This window comes from Micromonospora sp. AMSO12t (assembly GCF_008806585.1).
Lineage (GTDB): Bacteria > Actinomycetota > Actinomycetes > Mycobacteriales > Micromonosporaceae > Micromonospora > Micromonospora reichwaldensis.
In genome coordinates, this window is the sequence record NZ_WAAS01000442.1 from 1 (window position 1) to 2889 (window position 2889).

4 protein-coding genes are annotated in these 2889 nt (G+C 71.7%); 3 read left to right on the top strand and 1 reads right to left on the bottom strand.

Annotated elements, in window-relative coordinates; translation table 11 throughout:
• The coding region (gene cofH, locus F6X68_RS31935) for a 5-amino-6-(D-ribitylamino)uracil--L-tyrosine 4-hydroxyphenyl transferase CofH (RefSeq protein WP_151457725.1) at positions 1–1083 on the top strand (1083 nt) is incomplete at its 5' end.
• Positions 1084–1706: 623 nt separating this feature from the next.
• Positions 1707–1964, top strand: a complete 258-nt coding sequence (locus tag F6X68_RS31940; RefSeq protein ID WP_088980572.1) for a WhiB family transcriptional regulator — start codon at positions 1707–1709, stop codon at positions 1962–1964.
• A gap of 35 nt (positions 1965–1999) precedes the next feature.
• Here the strand turns inward: F6X68_RS31940 and F6X68_RS31945 are convergent, their stop codons facing one another.
• Positions 2000–2449: a metallopeptidase family protein gene (locus F6X68_RS31945; protein WP_089001916.1), complete on the bottom strand. Its 450-nt coding sequence runs from the start codon at positions 2447–2449 to the stop codon at positions 2000–2002.
• Positions 2450–2647: 198 nt separating this feature from the next.
• Between F6X68_RS31945 and F6X68_RS31950 the strand changes: the two genes are divergently transcribed.
• Positions 2648–2889 (top strand): DUF3499 domain-containing protein (locus tag F6X68_RS31950; protein ID WP_151457726.1); only part of this gene is annotated, 242 nt, incomplete at its 3' end.

Below are 2889 nucleotides of genomic sequence, written 5' to 3' on the forward strand. Positions count from 1 at the left end.
CTGGCGGCCGACGACCCGGCGGCGCTGCTGGAGCCCAGGCACGCCGACGCCGCGCTGGCGCTGTTCGCCGCCGACGGGCCGGCGCTCGACGAGCTGTGCCGGCTCGCCGACGACGTCCGCCGGGCGGCGGTCGGCGACGACGTGACGTACGTGGTCAACCGCAACATCAACTTCAGCAACGTCTGCTATGTCGGGTGCCGGTTCTGCGCCTTCGCCCAGCGGGAGCGGGACGCCGACGCGTACCGGCTGTCGGTGGACCAGGTCGCCGACCGGGCCGAGGAGGCGTGGGCGGCCGGTGCCAGCGAGGTATGCCTCCAGGGCGGGATCGACCCGAAGCTGCCGGTGACCGTCTACGCCGACCTGGTCCGGGCGATCAAGGCGCGGGTGCCGGGGATGCACGTGCACGCGTTCTCGCCGATGGAGATCGTCACCGCCGCCGCCAAGGCCGGCGTGCCGGTGCGGGAGTGGCTGACCGGGCTGCGCGAGGCCGGCCTGGACACCATCCCGGGCACCGCCGCCGAGATTCTCGACGACGACGTGCGCTGGGTGCTCACCAAGGGCAAACTGCCGGCCGCCGCCTGGGTCGACGTGGTCGGCACGGCCCACGAGCTGGGCATCCGGTCCAGCTCCACCATGATGTACGGCCACGTGGACCACCCCGGGCAGTGGCTCGCGCACTTCCGGGTGCTGGCCGGGTTGCAGGACCGTACGGGCGGCTTCACCGAGTTCGTGGCGCTGCCGTTCGTGCACACGAACGCGCCGATCTACCTGGCCGGCATCGCCCGCCCGGGGCCGACGTGGCGGGAGAACCGGGTCGTGCACGCGATGGCCCGGCTGCTGCTGCACGGCCGGATCGACAACATCCAGTGCTCCTGGGTGAAGCTCGGCGACGAGGGTACGGCGGCGATGCTGCGGGGCGGCTGCAACGACCTGGGCGGCACGCTGATGGAGGAGACGATCTCCCGGATGGCCGGCTCCGGCAACGGCTCGGCCCGTACCGAGGAGCAGTTGATCGCCATCGCGACGGCCGCCGGACGACCGGCCCGCAGGCGCACGACGGCGTACGGCAGCCCTCGTCCATAGCGGACGTCGCGCGGCACGCCGCCGGCCTGACTCGTCCGCCTCACCCGTACCGCCTGGTGGGACGAGCGGCCATCGGTGGGCGGGATTTCTGTCGCAAGTGGAGGGACAGCCGGATCCGTCCGGCGCAGCAGCGTGTTGGTGGCCCGCCGCGATTCGGGGTACGCGGGCGCACCGCCGCGCCGCGTCCACATCGTGGGCGCAGCGCCGTCGGCGTTGCCGGCTCGGCGGGCGGTCGGCGGCAACTCGGGTTAACCTGTGCCCCACCAAGATCAACGAATCGCGGTGGGTGACTTCCGAGCGTCCTCATCGGCCTTCCCTGTGCGGTCGGCGGGGGAGCGCCACGGGAGAAAACTCGGGCAACTCGCCGGAGAGGGCGTTACTCGGCCGGGGTCTGAATCGATAGGGCAGGTTGCGAGGCCGGGTGGCCGGGTGGCCGTCCGGAGTGTTGTCGGGAGGACGACTCCATTATCAAGTTCAGCTTGACGGCGCACGCATTACACGCGTGTAATTTGAATGGGGTTGTTCGCACGGAACGCAACAAATCGGGACCGTACGGACAAGCACGCCTTCCGCGTGGGGGGTTGCAGCGGCGATGACGCCGGTGCGCGACAAGGAGGCATCTGATGGACGGCCAGCTTGAGGTGGCCGACCTGCTCGGAAACGCGCCGGAGTGGCAGGAGCGGGCGCTTTGCTCCCAGACCGATCCGGAGGCGTTCTTTCCCGAGAAGGGCGGCTCGACCCGCGAGGCGAAGCGGATCTGCTCGCGCTGCGAGGTGAAGACGGAATGCCTCGAATACGCTCTCGGCCACGACGAGCGGTTCGGGATCTGGGGCGGGCTCTCCGAGCGGGAGCGGCGCAAGCTCAAGCGGCGGGTCGCCTGAGCTTTGCCGGGCCGGGGCGGTGGGGGCCGCCCGGCTCAGGCCAACTCGTCGGGGTCCACCCCGAGCAGATTGGCCACCTGTTCGATGATCACGTCGTGCACGAGATCCGCGAGGTCCTCGCGGTCCATCGCCCGGAACTCCAACGGCCGGCGGTAGAGCACGATCCGCGGGGGCACCTCCTGCCGGCCGGGGCGACCCGGCAGCAGCCGGGCGAGCGGTACCTCGCCGTCCTCCAGCACATCGGAGTCGTAGACGTTGAGGTCCGGCGGAACGTCCTCCACAGCGAACTCGACCCCGGCCAGTTCCTTGGCGAACCGCCGTTCGAGGGTCTCGACCGTGTCCAGCACCAGATCGTCGAAGATCTCCGCCTTCGTACGCGCCAACGGCACCGTCGCCGGCACCAGCCGCCCGCGCAGGCCGCGCCCGTGCCGGTCGCGGTGGGCGCGCCGGCCGGGGCCGGGGCGGCGGTGTTCCGGGCTCGTCATGAGGAAAGGTTAGCGCCCGCACCGACCTGGCCTGCGGCAGCGCCGCTGGCGCGGCGCGGCGCGGTCGGCATCCGCGGGGTGGCGCTCGCCCGCCCGGGGGCCGGCCGGTGCGCAACCGGCCGAATTGTGATCACCGTGACGGGCGTGTCGCAACGCGAAGCAGTGCGCCGGACCCGGTAATGGAGATACCCTGCCGCCGTGAGGTCACCACGGCGCTGCTCCCGTAACGGCTGCCCCCGGCAAGCGGTCGCCACGCTGACCTATGTCTACAACGAGTCGACAGCGGTGGTCGGCCCCCTGGCGGCGTTCGCCGAGCCGCACACGTACGACCTATGTGAACCGCACGCCCGGAGCCTGACGGCGCCGCGCGGCTGGGACGTGGTCCGGCACGAGGGCGAGTTCGAACCCCCGCCGCCCACCACCGACGATCTGGTCGCCCT